Consider the following 16,779-nt stretch of genomic DNA (forward strand, 5'->3'; position numbering starts at 1 on the left):
GTGGTTGACCTGGGCGCCGAGCGCGCATTGTTCTCGATCTCGGTCGCGGCGGAGGTGACCGGCGTACGGCCCCAGATGCTGCGCGTCTATGAGCAGAAGGGCTTGCTGGAGCCGCATCGCACCGAGGGCGGGACCCGTCGCTACAGCGGTCAAGACCTGCTCCTGGTCGACGAGATCACGAGCCTGCTCGCGGCCGGACTCAACCTGGCCGGCGTGGAGCACGTGTTCAGGCTTCGCGCCGAGAACGTTCGCCTGCAACGCGAGGTCGATCGGCTCCGCCGACGGCACTCCTCCGCCGCGACGACCGACCGGGGCGGACCACACTCGGGCGGGTGAGCGGATGGGTGGGATCGCCCTCGTGCTGCGCAATCCCGTCACGCACGACCGGCGGAGTCGGGCCGGGAACGGTGTCTGCAGCGGGAAGCCGCCGAAGCGAGAAGACCTGGCACGCCACCGCCGCGAAGGCGCGAGCTCGGGCAGCCAGGAGCACGTCCGCCCACGTGACCACCTCACCACACCGAACAGGACCGTGGATCCACTGGATCCACTGCCGTGATGAGTAGCGGGGGCGGGATTTGAACCTGCGACCTAGCCCGGCGGGCAAAGATGGGGGTGGTCAGACGCGGAGGTCAGGAATGAGTTCATCCATGCCTTGTACCGGGCTGCGACGTCGATCGCCCGGCCAGCCAGGGGCGGACGCCAGCGTCCGACCCTGCCGGCGCGGTGTCGTCCCGGCCAGTCGCCGAGGGGTCCATCGATCCCTAGGCCGGTCATGCCAGGGCCGGGGGTTCATCGGTAGGCAGGCGGGCCCGTCGGTCAAAGGAGCCCGAGGTGGACACTTGATCAAGTTCGTAAATGCTTTCAGGCTCGGAATCCGTAGATTCCGAGCCTGAAATTGGTAGCGGGGGCAGGATTTGAACCTGCGACCTCTGGGTTATGAGCCCAGCGAGCTACCGAACTGCTCCACCCCGCGTCGCTCGCTCCACTTTACAGGGCGGCCCTGCGCGCTCCAAATCGGGGTCACTCGGGTCTTCGACCTCGGGGACTCAGAAGCCCAGCGTGCGCAACAGCCCGGTGTCGGCGATCGGCGTCTCCCACACGGGTCCCGAGCCGTCCGGGTCGATCGTGCGGCCCGTCCTCAGGAACTGTGCCGTCTGGCCGAGTCCCTGGGCGCGAGCCGTCGCGAAGACCGGTGCCAGTCCCGGGAAGCCGTGCGGGTTCTCGCTCGCGGCGGCCGTGAGGTCGTTGCGGTACAGCGAGGTCCGGCCGGCGAGGTGTCCGGCCCTGAGGAGCGTGTACGACGTCGGGTTCGCCACGGTCCGGTCACCGCGGGCCACCTGGTAGAGCACGTCGCGGTGGCGCACGAGGGGGGCGAAGGTCTCGGGACTGCCCGACCGCTGCAGCCACGTGGAGTTCGCCAGGTAGGCCTGGATCGCGAGTGAACCGGCGGCCGGCGCGGTCACCGGATCGGCACCCGGAAGCGGCAGCGACTCGGTGAAGCCGACATTTCCGCCGTTCAGCAGGCCCTCGACCTGCAGGTTGAGCGCGGCGAGCGGACGGAAGTCCGGGGACAGCCGCGCGATCTCGCTGATCGGGCCGCCGGGCACGGTCAGCACGGCTCGGTCGAACGCGCGGTCGGCGCCGACGGTCATCGTGCCGTAGATGCCGCCGAAGCTGATGCCGTAGTAGTCGATCGAGCGCGACGACAGACCCAGTCGACGGTCGGCGGCGACGGCCCGCAGCAGGCTCATGTTGTCGAGCGACGCCTGCCGCAGCGTGTCCCGGAAGCCGACGGTCGCCGCGGGCGTCCCGACCCGTGGGCTCGCGCCGTCGGTCGACCCGATGCCGGGAGCGCCGTCCACGTCACGGCCGCGCCCGTACGCCGAGACGGTGCGCACGCCGGAGGAGTCGGTGATCCGCCACTGGCTGGCCGGACCGAAGCCGTGGCCGGGCACGGTCGTGGCGATCGTCGCGATGCCTCGGCGGGAGTTGTACTCGGCGACCGCCAGCATGTTGCTGAGGTTGCCGGTGAAGCCGTGGCCGAACACCGCGACCGGCCAGCCGCCGCGCGGAGCCCGTCCGGGCGGGGTCGTGAGCACGAACGGCAGCCGCGTCGACCCGACGGCCCGCGGACCCGCATCGCGGGTCGGGGTCTGCTCGATCGTCCCGTCGGCCCGCAACCACGACGGCGCGACGAACGAGCCGATGACGATCCGGCCGTCGAGCCCGGGAGTCGGTACGGGCACGGCCTTCAGGTCCGCGCCACCGACGTCCTGCAGGTACTCCAGCGTGGCGTCCGTCGCGTCGACGCGCGCCTCCACGCGCAACGACCCGGGCCGCGTCGCGCGGACCTGGCGCGCGAGGTCGAGCAGGCCGTCGGTGGCCGACATCGTGGTGAACTCCTCGCTCGACGCCCGCGCTCCCGAGCCCCGCACCGTGAGCCGATAGGTCGTGTCCGGGTCCAGCTGCCTCGCGGGATGGGCGTAGACGGTGTGCGTCGTCGCGTCGAGGACGACCCGCTCGACGCCGATGGCGTGCCTGCTGCCGACCGGGCGGATCGTGATCCGCTGCGCGGCCTGCGCCGCATCGACCGGACCGTCGAACGTCACCGCGATCCGCGGATCCAGGTCGAACCCGTCCAGCTCGTTGAGTCGTGCGACCAGGCCACACGCCGAGGCGGTGGCACAGCCCTGGGCCGGGAGCGCGATCCGCAGTCCCGTCCGCTGGCTGCGGTCGCGCACCGTGAGGTCGTTGCTCGGATAGATCGTCACGACGCCGGCTCCGGAGTCGTCACCGCCGCTGTCGATCGACGCGGCGCCGGCCGGGACGGCGGTGACGAGCATCCCCGTCACCGCGCTCGCGATGGCCGCAGTGGCCCAGTGCTTCCTCATCACGGATCCCCCCGATGCGTGTGATTCAAGTCACGTCGATCCTTGGCCCCGCGGCGGCGCGCGTCAAGTCGGGGAGTCGGGCTCAGTCCGTCAGGTCGAGGTCCTTGAACCACGACTCGGTCACGTAGTCGGTCACCCAGCCGAGGGAGCGGTAGAGCTGGTCGGCGCTCGTGGGGGAGTCGGCGTCGACCTCGAGGCCGACGCGGTCGTGGCCGCGGCGCGCGGCATCGGCGAGCACGGTCGCCAGCAGCGACTTCGCGATGCCGCGGCCCCGCGCGGCGCGGTCGACACCGATGTACTCGACGTACGTGCCCGCGGCGCCACCGTCGGAGGCGGGCAGTTCCGAGCAGACGACGGTCCCCGCGGCGACCGGCCCCGAGCCGTCCTCGGCGTCCACGGACGCGAGCCACCAGTGGTCCCAGCGGTGTCCGGGCAGCTCCCGCAGGCGCTGCACGAACTCGGGGAAGCTCTCGCGGTACGAGTTGAAGTGGTCCTCGAAGGACTTCTCCAGCATCGCGTGCACGACCCACAGGTCCGCGGCGACGGGCAGGCCGTTCTCGTGGCGCTCGACCGGACGCACGGTCACGCCGGGGCGCGGGGTGAGCGCCGCGTCCGCCGCGGTGGTCGGCCTTTCCATGTGCAGCCACGTGCGGCGCTTCGCGTAGCCGGCGCGCTCGAGCCAGCCGGCCTGGCGCGCGTCGCCGGCGAACGGGCTCTCGTCGAGGCGCGTCGACCGGACGCCGCGCAGCCGGGCCATCGACACGGCGGCGGCCTCGGCCCACACGTACGACGCCTCCGCGATCGCGTCCACCTCGGGCACGTCGCGGTCGAAGTAGCCCCACACGAGGGCTCGTCCGGCGGCCCGGTCGTGCACCGTGATCCATGCGCGCGGCACGTCGTCCTCGCCGACCGCCACGAACTGACGACGCGTCCAGGAGGCCTCGCCCGCGACTTCAGACTCGATGCCGGCCGGGTCGACGTGCGCCTCGCCCGTGCCCTGCAGCTCGTCGAGCCGGCGGAGCCTCACGAGATCGTCGAGGTCGGCGAGAACCGGGACCCGCGCCCGCCACGGGCTCGGCAGGTCGGGCAGGGGCAGGTCGATCGGAGTCGTCTGGGGCATCGCGTCCATTCTGGTCGACGCGGCGCGGGGAGGCGCCCGGGCCCCGAGATCGGGGCTCGTGATCCACCTCAATGTCCAGTAAACGAGTGAAGTTTGTCCAGAATCTGAGACCCAGCCCGTGAGCGGGCGTGAGCGTTCTATCGTTCCCCGACCGACAGCGCGTTTTCGATGGGTGCACACGTCCAGCGAGGGGGGACGGTGCTGACGGGCCGACTGCCCATTCCTCGACCCGATTGGACGCCCGGTGCCCCCCGAGACGACCCTGCTCGACGCCGTCGATCGCCTCGACGACGACGTGCCCCGGGACATCTCGGCCCGACCCGTCGGATCGGATCGCGTGTTCGTCAACGTCACCCGCGGAGTCGGCGTCCTCGTGTTCGTCATCGTGACGGCGATCGGCCTGTTCCTGGGCCTGCAATCCATCCCGACGTTCTCGCACTACGGACTGAGGTTCCTGACCGAGTCGCGCTGGCTGCCCAGCCAGGACATCGTCGGCATCTCCGCGGTGGCCCTGGGGACGCTCGAGGTGGCGATCATCGCGCTCGTCCTCGCGATCCCGCTGGCACTCGGCACGGCGCTGTTCATCACCGACTGGGCTCCCGAGCGCTGGCGTCCGGGCCTGACGTCCGCCGTCGACCTCATGGCGGCCGTGCCGGGCATCGTGTTCGGCCTGTGGGTCATGCTGCTGATCCAGCCGCACGCGACCCACGTCACCCACTGGATCAGCAAGCACCTCGGCTGGATCCCGTTCTTCGAGGTGCACACCGACGTCGACTACCCGATCTGGAACCAGGCCCCGGGCTACCCCTCGTACGCCGGTTCGGCCGCCATCGCGGCGATCGCGGTGGCGGCGATGATCTTCCCGATGGCCACCTCCGTCATGCGCGAGGTGTTCGCCCAGGCGCCGGTGGGGGAGAAGGAGGCCGCGCTCGCGCTCGGCGGCACGCGCTGGGCCGTCGTGCGCAACGTCGTCCTGCCGTTCGGCAAGAGCGGCATCATCGGCGGCTCGATGCTCGCGCTGGGCCGGGCCCTCGGCGAGACGATCTCGGTCGTGCTCGTCATCAGCCAGTCGTTCGACCTGAAGGTGCGCGTGCTCGAGTCGGGCACCTCGACGATCTCGGCCCTGATCGCGACCGGCTACAAGGAGGCCACCCCCGCCCAGCTCTCGGCGCTGCTGACGGCGGGCTTCCTGCTCTTCGTCGTGACGATGGTGGTCAACACCCTGGCCGCCGGGATCGTCGCCCGGGCCCGCTCGGGGGCGGTGAGCGAGCTGTGACGCTGCACGCCGTCGTCCCCGTGGTCGAGACCGTCCGCGCGACCGGCTCCTCGACCCGCGACGACCGGCATGCGCTGGCCGGCGCCGTCCTGGGCTCGCTCGCCACGACGTGGCTGCTCTACACGCAGGTCCTGCCGGTCACCGGACGGATCGGGTTCATCCTCGTCTGGTACGTCCTGTTCGTCGCCTTCTTCGCGGGACTGACCGCGCTGACCCGCCCCTGGCCGATCGTCGCCGACCGGATCGCGACGAGCCTCGTGGCCGCCGCCCCGGTGATCGTCGGTCTGGCCCTGGCCAGTGCCGTCCTGTCGACCGTCATCAAGGGCCTCGAGCCGCTGCTGCACGCCAACTTCTACGTCGAGGACATGAGCGGCGTGCAGGGCGACGACCCGTTCACGCAGGGCGGCATCCTGCACGCCATCGCCGGCACCCTGATCCAGATGAGCATCGCGGTGGCGATCGCGATGCCGCTGGGCCTGCTCACCGCGATCTTCACCGCCGAGGTGGGCGGCAAGATGGCCAACACCGTCCGGTCGGTGATCGAGGCGATGACCGCGATGCCGTCGGTCGTGGCGGGCCTGTTCATCTACACGGTGTGGCTCGTCTACCTGGGACAGCAGACGAGCGGTTTCGCCGCCTCGCTCGCGCTGGCCGTGATGGCGCTGCCGATCATGGCGCGGGCCAGCGACGTGGTGCTGCGCGTCGTCCCCGGCGGCCTGCGCGAGGCGTCGTACGCGCTCGGTGCGACGCGGTGGCAGACCGTGTGGCACGTCGTGCTGCCCACGGCCCGCCCGGCGCTGGCGACGGCCTTGATCCTCGGCGTCGCCCGCGCGGTCGGCGAGACCTCGCCGCTGCTGCTGACGTCCGGCGCGTCGACGTACTTCAACGCCAACCCGGTCAGCGAGCCGATGAACTCGCTGCCCCTCTACATCTACGCGAGCGCCTCGTCGGGGATCCCCCAGATGGAGCAGCGGGCCAACGCCGCCGCCGCCGTGCTGCTCGTCGTCGTGCTCGCCCTGTTCACGACCGCGCGGCTGATCGCCCGCAGGAAGGGAGTCCGAGGATGAGGCCCGCCACGATGGTCCGTCGCGCAGTGGTCGTGGGGGTGAGCCTCGTCCTGCTCTGCCTGTCCGGACCGCTGGGCGCCGCCCACGCCGCGACCTACGCACTCATCCAGGGATCGGGCTCCAGCTGGGCCGCCAACGCCGTCAACCAGTGGGTCGCCGACGTCGCGGCGCAGGACCTCAAGGTCGTCTACACCGCCAACGGCGCCGCGCAGGGTCGCAAGGACTACGCGAACGTGCGCACCGAGTTCGGCATCACCGACTCGCCCTATCGCGGCAAGGACCCGACAACGGGGGCGACGGACTCGGCGCTGGGTCGCTCGTTCGCGTACCTGCCGGTGGTCTCGGGCGGCACCTCCTTCCCGTACCACCTCGAGGTCGGCGGGAAGATGCACCGCAGCCTGCGCCTCTCGGGCGAGACGATCGCGAAGATCTTCACGAACCAGATCACCAACTGGAGCGACGCGGCGATCACGAAGGACAACAACGGCAAGCAGCTGCCGTCGATCCCGATCATCCCCGTCGTGCGCGCCGACGGCGCCGGCGTCACGAACCAGTTCACGACGTGGCTGAGCGATCAGTACCCGTCGCTGTGGAAGGCCTGCAACGGCGGCACGAACGCGCCCACCGACTACTTCCCGCTCAACTGCGGCAGGTCCTCGGGCCCGCAGAAGGCGCAGTCCGGCTCCGACGGCGTCATGAACTACATCAAGTCCGGTGGCGCGAACGGCTCGATCGCGATGGAGGAGTACTCCTACCCGCTGCTGGCGAAGTACCCCGTCGCGCGCATGCTCAACAAGGCCGGCTACTACGTCCTGCCGACGCAGTACAACGTCGCGGTCGCCCTGACGAAGGCGAAGATCAACACCGACAAGGGCTCGGCGAACTACCTCACGCAGGACCTCGACAACGTCTACGTCAACGCCGACCGGCGCACGTACCCGCTCTCGTCGTACGTCTACGCCATCATCCCGACGGCCAAGTCCGACGCGCGCATGACGAAGGCGAAGTCGCAGAGCCTCGCGGACTTCCTCTACCACTCGATCTGCCAGGGCCAGCGGGGCATCGGCCCGATCGGCTACTCACCGCTGCCCATCAACCTCGTGCAGGCCGGGTTCGAGCAGATCGGCAAGCTCAAGGCCTTCGGCGCCACGATGAAGGACCGCAACGTCTCGACGTGCAACAACCCCACGTTCATCAAGGGCAAGCCCTCGCAGAACTACCTCGCCCAGATCGCGCCCCAGCCGCCCGCGTGCGCGAGGGCCGGCAACGCCCCGTGCGAGAACAACGAGGACGCGGTGATCGCCAATCCCACGTCCGACGGGAAGGCGCCGGCCGCAGCCGGCGGGGCGAAGTCCCCGACTCCGCAGGCGACGGCCGGCGGCACGACGACGAACGACGGTCCGGCCGCGCAGGCGCCGGACGCGGGCGGCGTGGCCACGAACGACCTCGGCGTCGCGGGATCGAACGCCGCCGTCGCCTCCGGTGACGTCACGGTCGTGCCCACGACGCTCACGAGCGGTGCCCGATCCGGTCCCGCGCCCGTCCTGACGGCGCTCGTGGTCGGTCTGTTCATCGCCGTGGTCGTCGCACCCGGTGCGGTCTCCTCGTTCGCGGGCCGCTCGACGGGCAGGCGCCGATGAGCCGCCGTCAGTGGTCGCGCGCGCTGCTCGCGACCGCCTTCGTGGCCGGCGTCCTCGCCGTCGTGCAGGTCGCCGCCGGCCCCGCCGGAGCGGAGGACTGGGCATTCTCCAAGACCGTCGTGGCGAAGCGCGCGCACCTCGACGAGGACGGCACGACGTCCACCGAGGGCGCCACGAAGGACGAGGTCCAGGTCAAGGTCTCCGCGGTGACGAACCTGCGCGGGCGCCAGGAGGTGCGGGTCGCGTGGAACGGCGCGCACCCGACGGGCGGCGTCGCCCTCGATCCCACGGCCGCCGAGGCGAAGGACCAGGAGTACCCGGTCGTGATCCTGCAGTGCCGGGGCGTCGACACGACGGGCGCGGTGCCGAAGGGACAGTCCCGGCTGACCCCGGAGACGTGCTGGACCCAGACCGCTCCCGAGCGCTACTTCGCGTCCACGTCGCACACCCCCTCGTGGCGCTTCGACGCCTACGCCGACGCGGCCGACCGCGCGCCCGTCGTGGGCGCGCCCGATCCGCTGCCGGCCGCCTGCTCGAAGCTCTCGACGCCGGTCACCGCGCGCTGGCTGCCACTGCGCGGCGCCGACGGCGAGACGTACTTCGGCGGTCCCGATCCGTCCGTCGGGTGCGCCGGCGCGGCACCCGAGGCCAGCGACACGAGCGACGGCGGCCTGCCCAGCAACACGGTCTACGGCGCGACGGACGAGGACGGCACCGGCCAGGCCGAGTTCCCGGTCTGGACGCGCGCCGAGAACGCCACCCTCGGCTGCTCCGCCACGGTGCGGTGCGCCTTGGTCGTCGTGCCGATCGTCGGGATCAGCTGCGACGCGTGGGGGACCGAGCTCGACGCCGCGCAGGTGCAGGCGAACGGCACGGCGCTGACCACCTCGCAGAAGTCGAGCGCGAACGCCACGTGCCGGCGCACGGGTGCCTACTCACCCGGCGAGACCCGCGACTCGACCAAGAGCTCGGACCAGGCCGTGCGCGGGGCCTACTGGTGGTCGGCGTCGAACTGGCGCAACCGGGTCGCGGTGCCGCTCGAGTTCGCGCCCACGGGCGATGCCTGCTCGGCCACCGGGGCGGGGGAGGCCGTCGAGATCGGCGGCTCCGTGGTCCTCAACGAGCTGACCGCCTCGTGGCGGCCCGCGTTCTGCGCGAGCGACTCCCTGTTCAACTTCAGCCACGTGCAGCAGGCCGACTTCTTCGCCCTCGACCAGGTCGACGGCGGCACCCTGCCCGGGGCGTTCGCCAGCTCGGCGCGTGAGACGGAGTTCAGCAAGCCCGTCGTGCCCGCCCCGATCACCGTCGGCGGCTTCGCGATCGCCTTCGCGGTCGACGACACGACGAAGCACCGCAAGGAGAGCCTCCACCTCAATGCCCGGCTCGTCGCCAAGCTGATCACCCAGTCCTATCCCGTGACCACGTGGCTGCGCGCGGACCGTGCCGACCTCGCCGCGAATCCGCTCAACATGTCCGTCGACCCGGAGTTCCAGGCGCTCAATCCCGGCCTGAAGTCCGACACCGACCTCAGCTCGGCCGGTGCCCTGCAGCTGCTGTCCGAGCGGGCGGACCTGACCACGGCGCTCACCGCGTGGATCGACGCCGACCCCGAGGCCAGGGCCTGGCTCGACGGTGCGGCCGATCCGTGGGGGATGAAGGTCAGCGCCGCGTACAGCGGCAAGCGGCTGTCGGACCTCGACGGATTCCTGCTCGACACGTACGAGGCTCCGGACTGGTACAAGACGGCGAACAAGTGCTACGGCAACTCGCCCGCGCCCTACCTCAACCTCGTCGCCAACCCGCAGCCCAACCTCGCGGCGATCACCCTGAACCTGCAGTACGCCAGCTCGGCCGTGCTCACGGCGTGCAACTACCTCACGGAGGAGCCCGTCGCGTCGCTGCCGCTGCGCAAGGTCGGCCGGGCGTCGATCGGCAACCGGTTCGTGCTCGGCCTCGTGACGCTGTCGTCGGCGGAGCGCTACAACCTGCGGACCGCCGACCTGCAGACCGCGACCACGGTTCCGGCGGGGCAGAAGTTCACCGACGGGTCGGGCCGCACGTTCGTCCACGGTGACACGGCAGGGCTCAAGGCTGCGACGGCCGGGCTGAAGGCGGACCCGGAGACGAAGGTCTGGACGTTCGATCCGGCCTACCTGAAGACCGCCGCGGGCAAGGACGCCTACCCGGGAGCGCTCCCGGTCTACCTGGCCGTCCCGACGACGGGCCTGGCCACCGCGACGGCGCAGGATCTCGCGAAGCTGCTGTGCTACGCCACCGACGAGACGCGCGGCGCGAAGCAGGGGACCGCCAACGGTCGCCTGCCGGACGGCTACCTCGCGCTGACTGCCGCGAACGGGCTCGGTGCGCAACGGGCGTTCACGCTCAACGCGGTGTCGGCCATCCGCAACCAGACGAAGTCCGTCCCCGCGCTCGATGCGAAGCCCCTGGGCTACGACGCCGTGTGCGACTTCCGGACGGCCGCGACGCCCGTGGCCACGACGGCACCCACCTCCGACCCGGCCGCCACCGTCCCGGACGTCCCGGTTTCGGACGTCCCGGTCTCGGACGTGCCCGCCGAGTCCGGCGACCGCGTCGCTGCCGCCGCCGAGACGCCCCAGGTCACGCTCACGTCGGGGCAGTACTCGCGGCTCGGCAGTCTCGGCGCGCCGTTGCTGCTCGTGCTCGCGCTGTTCGCCGGACTCGCCGGATCGGTCCTGCGGTGGTCGGACGAGCTGGAGACCGTGGGCCGCCGGTTCCGCCGGCGACCGCCCGGAGTCGGGAGGCGGGCACGATGACCCTGCTCGACGACCGGACCACGGTGCACCACGGGTTCATCGACGCCTCGCCGCCACCCGTCGGAACGTCGGCGCCCAGCCGCGTGACGGTGGCGACCGTGCTGCAGGCCGTGGCCCTCGTGGTCGCGTGGCTGCTGCTCTACCTGACGGTCCTGAGCAGCTTCCAGCACGGTCACGCCCAACGCGAGCTCTACGACGAGCTGCGCACCCAGCTGGCGCTGGGGGAGGCGCCGTCGGGCGCCCCGATCCCGCTCGGCACGCCCCTCGCGCTGTTGGCGATCCCCGCGCTCGACGTCAGCAGCGAGGTCATCGTGGAGGGCTCGCGCAACGACCAGCTGCGCGCGGGACCCGGACACGTCACCGGCACGGTCCTGCCGGGCCAGCAGGGCGTCAGCGTCCTGGCCGGCCGGTCCACGACGTTCGGCGGCGTCTTCGGCGGCCTCGATGAGCTGCGGTACGGCGACCGCATCACGGTCACGACCGTGCAGGGAACCTTCCGCTACGACGTCCTGGGCGTCCGCGTGAAGGGCGACCCGATCCTGGCCGCACCCAAGGCGGGCCAGGGCCGGCTCACGCTCATGAGCTCGCTGCCCGGCGCCGGACCCCTGGGTGCCCTGCGGCCGGCCAACACCGTCTACGTCGACGCGGTGCTGAAGTCGGGCGCCGTCGCCGCCGGCCCCGCCGGCCAGGCCGACCCCGAGGTGACGTACATGTCGGGCCGGCTCGACGTCCCGACCCTCGCCCAGCTCGCCCTCGCCCTGCAGCTGCTCGTGCTGGGCGTCGCGGGCTTCGCGTGGGGCTGGCGTCGCTGGGACCGGCGCGTCGTCTGGGCGGCCGGCGTGCCCGTCGTCCTCGCGGCGCTCTGGCTCTCCACCTCGCTTGCCGCCTACCTCATCCCGGGCCTGATATGAGGCCCGTCCAGATCCCGGGACCGGGAATCAGGGCGGTTCGCCGCCGATAGTTTCCGGTCACCGCAATCGGCGCCGGGGGGCCAGCCGAGCACGACCCGCACCACCAGCAGTACCTGTTCAGCAACCACATCGAAAGGCTCCTCATGATCCGCACCCGGACCGTCGCCACCACGGCGGTCGCCGGGCTGGTCGCCGCGACCGCCCTGTTGACCACCAGCCCGGCCCAGGCCGACACCGCCCCGCAGGAGAAGGACGTCGTCTCGACGGGCTCGGACATCCTGCAGACCGCCTACAACTTCCTCGCCGACGGCTACGGCGACCTGCCCGGCTACAACACGGCCGGCAACCGGTGGCGGTTCATCAACTTCGACTCCTCGGGTGACGCCCAGGGTCGCACCGCCTACACCGACCCGCGCCTGCTCAGCACGATCACGGGCAACGGCACCCTCGGCGAGAGCGGCGTCAAGTACGTCAAGCAGAGCGAGGTCGAGGTGCTCAACCCGACGATCGCCCTGCGCGCGGGCCAGCCGCTCGTCGTGCGGCCGTCCGGTGGCGGCGGTGGCGGTCGCGACGCGATCATCAACGACTACGTCGACTCCAACGGCATCGGCGACTGGATCGACGTCGGTCGCAGCCCCGACCCGGTCGACTCCTCCGGCCAGGCCAACCAGACGAAGGCCCAGGCCCAGCTCGGCACGAAGCTGTACAGCGTCCAGTTCGGCACGGACCGTCAGGTGATCGCCACGGCGGCCGACACGAACGCGCCCGCGACCCTCTCGGCCGAGGTCGTCAAGAAGATCTACAAGGGCGAGATCACGAAGTGGAACCAGATCCCCGGCAACGAGGGCGGCAGCGGTGACACGATCATCCCGCTCACGCTGCCCGACGACGCCGGCATGTGGAACACGTTCCTCGCCGGCATCCGCGCCGCGAACAACCTGACGACGACGACGTGGACCGACGCCGACGCGCGGTCGAACCCGAACTCGTTCAACGTCCAGCAGAACGACCCGACCGCCATCACCGGCATCGAGGACCCGGTCAAGCGCAAGAACGCGATCGTGCCCTTCCCGCGCAGCCGTGCGACGGTCGTCAACAACGGCTACTACACGGTGGCGAAGAACGGCGCGAGCTCGACCAACCCGTACAACGGCGGCCGTACCTACACCGGCTCGTTCACCTCGGGCGGGCTGACGCTCGGCAACCACCGGATCTCCGCGACCGCGTCGGGCATCAAGCTGCTCGGAGCCGACTCGAGCACCTCGGGTGCGGCGGCGCCGTACGGCCAGAACTTCGCCCTGCGGGCGATCTTCCGCGAGTCCGACCTGAACGACGAGACGCCGTGGCAGCCCGGCAGCACGCTCAACTGGGTGCGCACGCTGTTCTACAACCCCGGCGGCGCCAAGCCGTTCGTCCAGACACCGGCGGGCGAGGCGCTCATCGAGGCCGCAGGTCAGGTCCCGACGTACCACGTCTACGGCACCGACAACGCCGAGATCACCGGCGACTGACGTCGTCCGAGGAGAGCAGCCGTGAGCAGCCAGTCCACCAGTCCGGGCCCGTCCGGGGCACGCGTGCGTCGCGTGTCCCGGAGGGTCTGGGCCCTCGCCGCCGTCATCGCGGTGGTCGCCGTCGTGGCCGTCACGTGGTTCGCGACGCGTGATGAGGTCGTGCCGTACGACGACCCGCAGTCCAGCGGACTGCTGACGTTGTGCGACGCGTCCGGTCACGCGGTCACGCACGGGAAGACCGGCGACACGCCGTTCGCCCCGATCGTCCTGGGCGAGACGCCCCTGGACGAGCGGGTCACCGACGACGCGGTCGCGATCGCCACCCTCTACGGCTACCAGCCGCGTGAGGCCGTCGACCCGCTGGAGTTCAGCGGATCGCCGATCGGCGGTCCCGTGCCGTTCGTGGACCACGCCCGACCGGCGACGCGGATCGTCAAGGACGCCTGGAGCCTCGCGGACTTCACCGAGGTGTTCCCGGCGACGCTCGACGGCTACGTGCAGCTGCGTCTCGTGACGAGCGCGAGCGGATTCGGCGCGTTCACCCAGGCCTACGACACCGCCGACCTCAAGGTCGACGGCGACTCGTGGCACGTGGTGCGCGGCGGTCATGCCGACTGCTCGGACGCGGCGGCCCTCCTCGGCGACTGACGTCGCCCCCACCAGACCTCTCGACCCCCCCCCCCAGGAGAACCCACATGAAGATCACCCCACGAACAGTGGCGAGCGTGGCCATCGGCCTGACGCTCGTCGCGGGGGCCGGCGGCGTCGCCGTCGCCGCCGACCAGCTCGACTGGTACGACGGCGGCCACGCGACGGTCGCCGACCCCGACAACGTCACGACCCTCAAGATCGTCAAGGCCGACGGCACGGAGGTCACCTCCGGTGCGCTCGACGAGCCGCTCGGTGCCTTCGCGGTCGCCGCCGAGGAGGTCCGGGCAGGCGACACCTCGGCGTCGCTGTTCGTCCACCTCGCCTCGGCGTCGACGGCAGCCGGCGCCTGGAGCGGCCAGCAGGCCTCGAGCACGACACGCTTCAGCGGCGGCGGTGCGGTCTCCGGGCCCACCGGTGTCGGTGCGAAGCCCTTCGTGGCGCTCGCGGACTCGCTCCCGCTCGACCAGGTCGTCGAAGCCTTCCCGAGCACCGAGACGCAGGGCTCGTTCCCGGACGTGTACGAGCTGCGACTGCGCACGAGCTCAACTCGGGCGGGCGTGTCGAACACCTACGCCTCGGCGTACGTCAAGGTCACCGGCTCGACCTGGGCGGTCACCGGGGCGCCCGAGCCGACGACCGAGCCGACGACGGACCCGACGACCGAGCCCACCTCTCCGGTGGACGGCCCGGTCGCGACCGTGACGCCGAGCTGGGGCGCGAACTTCGCGTACGGCGCGGCGCGCGGCATCACCGTCGCGGTGACCGGCGGCACGGCCACCGCGAAGGGCAACGTCGCGCTGCTCTCCGGCACGACGACGCTCGCCGCGGCGCGGCCGCTCGACGCGTCGGGCAAGGCCACGCTCACGATCGCCAAGGGTGCTGTCCTGCCCGGGGCCCGCAAGGTCAAGGTCGTGTTCACCTCGACCGACGCGAGCGTCGTGCAGTCCGCGACCACCGCCGACCACGCCTACACCGTCACGCGGGGCACGCCGCCCGCGCCGACGTTCACGGTGAGCAAGAAGGTGACGGCGAAGAAGGCTGGCAAGCTCACGATCGCCGTGGCCAGGCCGTCCGGACTCGCCCAGCCGACGGGCAAGGTCAACGTCGTGCTGAAGCTCGGTCGCAAGACGGTCGTCATCCGCAACAAGACGCTGTCGAGCTCCGGCAAGGTCGCCGTCACGGTGCCCAAGCAGAAGGCCGGCAGGTGGAAGGTCACCGTGCAGTACCTCGGCAGTACGGTGTACGCACCGCGGAACTCCGCGGCCAAGACCCTGGTCGTGGCCAAGAAGTGACCGATCGTCCCACCCGTGCGTGGGGGCGTCGCCCTGGCGACGCCCCCACGCGGCACGTCTCGCGAGGCTGTCCATGACCGCCGCCCAGACCGTCGTCCTGCCCGCCGTCGAGCGGGCCGCCGTCGTGTCGACGGCCTCGACCCTCGACGCGCGCGAGGTGTCGGCCTGGTTCGGCCGCACCAAGGTGCTGGACCGGGTCTCGATCCAGATGCCGGCGGGACAGGTCACCGCCCTGATCGGTCCGTCCGGCTGTGGCAAGTCGACGTTCCTGCGCATCCTCAACCGCATGCACGAGCTGGTCCCGTCGGCGCGGCTCGCCGGTGAGGTGCTGCTCGACGGCGAGGACGTCTACGACCCGGAGCGCCGGCTGACCCTCGCGCGCCAGAAGATCGGCATGGTCTTCCAGAAGCCCAATCCGTTCCCGGCGATGTCCATCCGCGAGAACGTCCTCGCGGGACTGAAGATCACCGGCACCCGGGTCGCCAAGGACGAGCGCGAGCAGCTCGTGCAGGAGTCGCTGACCCGCGCGGGACTGTGGAACGAGGTGCGCGACCGACTGGACCAGCCGGGTTCGGCGCTGTCCGGCGGCCAGCAGCAGCGACTGTGCATCGCCCGATCCCTCGCGGTGAAGCCGAAGGTGCTGCTCATGGACGAGCCCTGCTCGGCCCTCGACCCGACCTCGACGCGCGTCGTCGAGGAGACGATCACCCAGATCGCGCAGGACGTCACGATCGTGATCGTCACGCACAACATGCAGCAGGCGGCCCGGGTGTCGCAGCGGTGCGCGTTCTTCCTCGCGTCGCACGGAACTCCCGGTGTCGTGGTCGAGCAAGGTCCGACCGAGGCGATGTTCGCCGCGCCGGCCGACCCGCGCACGGCCGACTACGTCAACGGACGATTCGGCTGACGTGCGCCTCCTGATCGCCCTGTCGCTCGCGCTCGCCGGAACCGTTGTGGTCTTCGGGCTGGCGTGGGCGGACGTCCCCACCGCCGATCCGTTCGCCGATGCGGGTCTGCCGGCCGCAGCCGTCGCACCGGTCACGGCGGCCGGTGCCGCTACCGGCGCCACCGACGCCGCCCAGGCCTCGGGGCCCCGGCCCGCCGACAGCTGGGTCGCGAACGAGGCCGAACGGACCGGCGTCCCGCGGCGCGCCCTGACCGCTTACGCGACGGCCACCCTGCGGATGGACGGCGAGCGGCCCGGCTGCCGGCTCGGCTGGACGACGTTGGCCGCCATCGGCGAGGTCGAGTCCGGTCACGGCAACGGCACGCTGGACGAGTCGGGACTCGGGGCCGCCACGATCCACGGCCCGGAGCTCGACGGCACCGACGGGAACGCGGCGATCGCCGAGTCCGGACAGTGGGACCGCGCCCGCGGGCCGATGCAGTTCATCGCCTCGACGTGGCGCGACTGGGCCTCCGACGGCGACGGCGACGGGGTGGCCGACGTCGACGACGTCGATGACGCGGCCTACGCGGCCGCCCGCTACCTGTGCGAGGCCGGCGGCGACCTCGCCACCGGCGCGGGCTGGACCCGCGCGATCCACGCCTACAACCACTCCGACGACTACGTCCGCTCCGTCCTGGCCGTCGCGCAGCGCTACGCGGGCTGACGCCGCCGGGAC

Annotated in this window: 13 protein-coding genes and 1 tRNA gene; 11 read left to right on the top strand and 3 right to left on the bottom strand. The window is 71.5% G+C overall.

Going from position 1 to position 16,779, the window contains the following annotated elements; all coding sequences use genetic code 11:
* Positions 1-336 carry a MerR family transcriptional regulator gene (locus ACT26F_RS01815; RefSeq protein ID WP_471668768.1) on the top strand — a complete coding sequence of 112 codons (336 nt, stop codon included), beginning with the start codon at positions 1-3 and terminating at the stop codon, positions 334-336.
* 560 nt (positions 337-896) lie between these two features.
* Here the strand turns inward: ACT26F_RS01815 and ACT26F_RS01820 are convergent.
* From ACT26F_RS01820 to ACT26F_RS01830, 3 genes are all read right to left on the bottom strand, one after another.
* Positions 897-973, bottom strand: a tRNA-Met gene (locus ACT26F_RS01820).
* A 73-nt stretch (positions 974-1,046) separates the two neighbouring features.
* A complete protein-coding gene (locus tag ACT26F_RS01825) occupies positions 1,047-2,891 on the bottom strand; it encodes an Ig-like domain-containing protein (RefSeq protein WP_471668769.1) in 1,845 nt (614 codons plus the stop codon).
* An 82-nt stretch (positions 2,892-2,973) separates the two neighbouring features.
* Positions 2,974-4,011 carry a GNAT family N-acetyltransferase gene (locus tag ACT26F_RS01830; protein WP_471668770.1) on the bottom strand — a complete coding sequence of 346 codons (1,038 nt, stop codon included), beginning with the start codon at positions 4,009-4,011 and terminating at the stop codon, positions 2,974-2,976.
* Between the two features lie 244 nt (positions 4,012-4,255).
* On the opposite strand from ACT26F_RS01830, the gene pstC reads away from it, so the two are divergent.
* The 10 genes from pstC to ACT26F_RS01880 all read left to right on the top strand — a co-directional run bounded on the left by pstC (position 4,256) and on the right by ACT26F_RS01880 (position 16,767).
* Positions 4,256-5,287, top strand: coding sequence for a phosphate ABC transporter permease subunit PstC (gene pstC / locus ACT26F_RS01835; RefSeq protein ID WP_471668771.1), 1,032 nt, complete (start codon positions 4,256-4,258; stop codon positions 5,285-5,287).
* Complete coding sequence (gene pstA / locus ACT26F_RS01840) at positions 5,284-6,354, top strand: phosphate ABC transporter permease PstA (protein ID WP_471668772.1); 1,071 nt, start codon at positions 5,284-5,286, stop codon at positions 6,352-6,354. Before pstC ends, pstA begins: the two co-directional genes overlap by 4 nt.
* Positions 6,355-6,365: 11 nt before the next feature.
* On the top strand, positions 6,366-7,994 hold the full coding sequence (locus ACT26F_RS01845) for a substrate-binding domain-containing protein (RefSeq protein ID WP_471668773.1): 1,629 nt from the start codon (positions 6,366-6,368) through the stop codon (positions 7,992-7,994).
* On the top strand, positions 7,991-10,789 hold the full coding sequence (locus tag ACT26F_RS01850) for a hypothetical protein (protein WP_471668774.1): 2,799 nt from the start codon (positions 7,991-7,993) through the stop codon (positions 10,787-10,789). Before ACT26F_RS01845 ends, ACT26F_RS01850 begins: the two co-directional genes overlap by 4 nt.
* The gene (locus ACT26F_RS01855) at positions 10,786-11,700 is read left to right on the top strand and encodes a class E sortase (RefSeq protein ID WP_471668775.1); all 915 of its coding nucleotides are present in this window, start codon (positions 10,786-10,788) and stop codon (positions 11,698-11,700) included. The genes ACT26F_RS01850 and ACT26F_RS01855 overlap by 4 nt, the downstream gene beginning before the upstream one ends.
* A gap of 143 nt (positions 11,701-11,843) precedes the next feature.
* A complete protein-coding gene (locus tag ACT26F_RS01860) occupies positions 11,844-13,211 on the top strand; it encodes a substrate-binding domain-containing protein (protein WP_471668776.1) in 1,368 nt (455 codons plus the stop codon).
* Positions 13,212-13,232: 21 nt separating this feature from the next.
* Positions 13,233-13,859 carry a hypothetical protein gene (locus ACT26F_RS01865; protein WP_471668777.1) on the top strand — a complete coding sequence of 209 codons (627 nt, stop codon included), beginning with the start codon at positions 13,233-13,235 and terminating at the stop codon, positions 13,857-13,859.
* 47 nt (positions 13,860-13,906) lie between these two features.
* Positions 13,907-15,154, top strand: coding sequence for an Ig-like domain repeat protein (locus ACT26F_RS01870; RefSeq protein ID WP_471668778.1), 1,248 nt, complete (start codon positions 13,907-13,909; stop codon positions 15,152-15,154).
* A gap of 73 nt (positions 15,155-15,227) precedes the next feature.
* The gene (locus ACT26F_RS01875; protein ID WP_471668779.1) at positions 15,228-16,061 is read left to right on the top strand and encodes a phosphate ABC transporter ATP-binding protein; all 834 of its coding nucleotides are present in this window, start codon (positions 15,228-15,230) and stop codon (positions 16,059-16,061) included.
* Between the two features lies 1 nt (position 16,062).
* Positions 16,063-16,767: a lytic murein transglycosylase gene (locus tag ACT26F_RS01880; RefSeq protein ID WP_471668780.1), complete on the top strand. Its 705-nt coding sequence runs from the start codon at positions 16,063-16,065 to the stop codon at positions 16,765-16,767.
* Positions 16,768-16,779 lie beyond the last annotated feature (12 nt).

The organism is Aeromicrobium sp. SP1 (assembly GCF_055663785.1).

Excerpts from the sequence above, each read along its gene's own strand:
- ACT26F_RS01850 (WP_471668774.1), top strand. The coding sequence starts at position 7,991 with ATGAGCCGCCGTCAGTGGTCGCGCGCGCTGCTCGCGACCGCCTTCGTG.
- ACT26F_RS01855 (WP_471668775.1), top strand. The coding sequence starts at position 10,786 with ATGACCCTGCTCGACGACCGGACCACGGTGCACCACGGGTTCATCGAC.
- ACT26F_RS01875 (WP_471668779.1), top strand. The coding sequence starts at position 15,228 with ATGACCGCCGCCCAGACCGTCGTCCTGCCCGCCGTCGAGCGGGCCGCC.
- ACT26F_RS01860 (WP_471668776.1), top strand. The coding sequence starts at position 11,844 with ATGATCCGCACCCGGACCGTCGCCACCACGGCGGTCGCCGGGCTGGTC.
- ACT26F_RS01825 (WP_471668769.1), bottom strand. The coding sequence starts at position 2,891 with ATGAGGAAGCACTGGGCCACTGCGGCCATCGCGAGCGCGGTGACGGGG.
- ACT26F_RS01845 (WP_471668773.1), top strand. The coding sequence starts at position 6,366 with ATGGTCCGTCGCGCAGTGGTCGTGGGGGTGAGCCTCGTCCTGCTCTGC.
- ACT26F_RS01830 (WP_471668770.1), bottom strand. The coding sequence starts at position 4,011 with ATGCCCCAGACGACTCCGATCGACCTGCCCCTGCCCGACCTGCCGAGC.
- ACT26F_RS01870 (WP_471668778.1), top strand. The coding sequence starts at position 13,907 with ATGAAGATCACCCCACGAACAGTGGCGAGCGTGGCCATCGGCCTGACG.